General features: G+C 62.0%; 3 protein-coding genes. 1 reads left to right on the top strand and 2 read right to left on the bottom strand.

Annotation, left to right across the window (positions count from 1 at the left end):
- Both EOA23_RS33545 and EOA23_RS33540 read right to left on the bottom strand, forming a co-directional pair.
- Positions 1-466 (bottom strand): ABC transporter permease subunit (locus EOA23_RS33545; protein WP_127307212.1); only part of this gene is annotated, 466 nt, incomplete at its 3' end.
- A 207-nt stretch (positions 467-673) separates the two neighbouring features.
- The gene (locus tag EOA23_RS33540; protein ID WP_127307211.1) at positions 674-1,447 is read right to left on the bottom strand and encodes an amino acid ABC transporter substrate-binding protein; all 774 of its coding nucleotides are present in this window, start codon (positions 1,445-1,447) and stop codon (positions 674-676) included.
- 305 nt (positions 1,448-1,752) lie between these two features.
- Between EOA23_RS33540 and EOA23_RS33535 the strand changes: the two genes are divergently transcribed.
- Entirely contained in the window at positions 1,753-2,616 is an 864-nt protein-coding gene (locus EOA23_RS33535) for an RNA polymerase factor sigma-32 (protein ID WP_126064022.1), read from the top strand.
- The last annotated feature ends 21 nt before the right edge of the window (positions 2,617-2,637 follow it).

Below are 2,637 nucleotides of genomic sequence, written 5' to 3'. Positions count from 1 at the left end.
AGATGAAGGTGTTGGAGAGCGGCGGCACCGCGACGCGACCCGCTTGCGGCAGTATGGTGCGCCGCATCGCCTGGCTCCAGGTCATGCCGATCGAATAGGACGCCTCCCACTGGCCCTTCGGCACCGAGCCGATGACGGCGCGGATGATCTCGGAGGTGTAGGCGCCGATGTTGAGCGTGAAGCCGATCAGCGCCGCGGGAAAGGCATCGAGCAGGATGCCGACCGAGGGCAGGCCGTAGAAGATCAGGAAGAGCTGCACCAGCAGTGGCGTGCCGCGAAAGATCCAGACATAGAAGCGCACCAGCGCGACCAGCGGCTTGGGGCCGAACAGCCGGATCAGCGCCGTCACCAGCCCGGCGATGAGGCCGAGCGCGAACGACAGGAGCGTCAGCGGCACGGTGAAGATCAGCGCCGCCCACAACAGCGTCGGCAGCGATTCCAGCATCAATTGCAGCCAATGCGGCACGGGGCGCTTCTCCCTTCCAGATACGGCGGCGCGTTCCCCCGTACGGACTGACTATCATGCAAAAACCGGCGAGCCGTCAAAGACGGCCCCGATGAATGTCGTGTTAAAAACGGGGGGCCGTCGAAGACGGCCCCCCGAATGTCATGCAAAAAACGGCGGGCCGTCGAAGATGGCCCGCCGGAATTCAGGCAAAAAAGGCTGTTCAGCTTACTGCGAGACGTCCTGGCCAAAATACTTATCGGCGATCTTCTTGTAGGTGCCGTCGGCCTTGATGTCGGCCAGCGCCTTGTTGATGGCGGCGACCAGGTCCGGATCGCCCTTGCGCACGATGACGCCGGAATAGTCGGCATTCTCTTCCTGCGCGGCGATCTTCACATTGGCGTCCGGCTTGTGCTTCTTGAAATCCAGGAAGGACAGGCTGTCGTTGATGGTGGCGTCGGCGCGGCCGGTGAGCAGAAGCTGGATCGACTGGTCGAAGCCGTCGGTGCCGACGAGTTCCGCGCCGTTCTTCTCGGCAAGCTTGCCGAAATTCGAGGTCAGCGACTGCGCCGACTTCTTGCCCTTGAGATCGGCGAAGGTCTTGATGTCGGTATTGTCGCCGCGCACGATCAGCACCGCCTTCGAGGCGATATAGGGATCGGAGAAATCATACTTGGCCTTGCGCGCGTCGGTGATGCCGACCTCGTTGATGACGGCGTCGTAGCGGTTGGCGTCGAGGCCGGCGATCAGGCCGTCCCACTTGCCTTCGAGAAACTCGACCTTGACGCCCAGCTTCTCGCCGATCGCCTTGGCGATCTCGACATCGAAGCCCACCAGCGCGTTGGATTCGTCATGATAGGTGAAGGGCGCATAGGTGCCTTCCGTGCCGACCTTAAGCACGCCGGCCTGCTTGATCTGATCGAGATTGGCGCCGGCATGGCCGGCGGTGATCGCCAGAACCTGCAGCGTTCCGACGATGAGGAGCGATTTAAGCCATTTCATTTTTCTGTGATCCCGTTTTGACCGGTTGCCGGTCGATTGTGAGAGCCGGAAACTGACAGATAGAAGGTCGCAAAATAAGGAACCAGATTTCAAAAATCGGCTTTGCCGGAAATCTGATTCTCAAAATCGTCCGATAATCCGCCAAGCGGCATTTTGGAGGCCGCTAACAGAATGTTCCCGCCGGCAACATTTGCCCCCTCGGGCGGCGGAACCATCCATGCGCCTGACACGTTGCATGGCTGTTGTAGGGCGCGGCGGCGTCTTTTCAACCGTCATGAGCGTAATGACCGCCAACAGGAGCCGGCATGATTGAGGACGCGGCAGGACGGACACTGGTCCGGGCGGCAATGAAGGCTCCCTATCTCGAGCGCGACGAGGAGCATGTTCTTGCGCTCCGCTGGAAGGAAGAGAACGACCAGCACGCGCTGCATCGGATCACCGTCGCCCATATGCGACTGGTCATCTCCATGGCCTCGAAATTCCGCCATTACGGCCTGCCGCTCGGCGATCTGATCCAGGAGGGCCATGTCGGCCTGCTCGAGGCGGCGGCCCGTTTCGAGCCCGCGCGCGAAGTGCGCTTCTCGACCTACGCCACCTGGTGGATCCGCGCCTCGATGCAGGATTACATCCTGCGCAACTGGTCGATCGTGCGCGGCGGCACCAGCTCTGCGCAGAAGGCGCTGTTCTTCAATCTCAGGCGCTTGCGCGCACGGCTGGCCAACGGCGCCGAGCCGCTCTCCAATGCCACGCTCTACCGTGAGGTCTCGGCGGCGCTCGGCGTTCCCGAAGCGGACGTGGCGATGATGGATTCACGCCTGTCCTCCCCAGACAGCTCGCTCAACGCACCGCTTGCCGACGAAAACGGCGCTGCCGAGCGGATGGATTTCCTGGTCTCCGAAGACCCGCTGCCTGACGAGATCGTCGGCGAAAGAATCGACGTCCAGCGCCGCGCCCTCTGGCTGAAGAGCGCGCTTGGCGCGCTCAACGCCCGCGAGCTTCGCATCATCGAGGAGCGCAGGCTGAGCGATGACGGCGCCACGCTGGAATCGCTTGGCGAACAGCTCGGCATCTCCAAGGAGCGCGTCCGCCAGATCGAGGCGCGCGCCATGGAAAAGCTGAAGCTGGCGCTGGTGAAGCAGAACCCGGAATTTCTGGCGGAGGCCGCCTGAAAGTTAACGTTATAAAAACTA

Source organism: Mesorhizobium sp. M2A.F.Ca.ET.042.01.1.1, assembly GCF_003997405.1.
Lineage (GTDB): Bacteria > Pseudomonadota > Alphaproteobacteria > Rhizobiales > Rhizobiaceae > Mesorhizobium.
The sequence above is the reverse complement of the archived record's forward strand: the minus strand, read 5'-3'. Positions and strand labels throughout refer to the sequence as shown.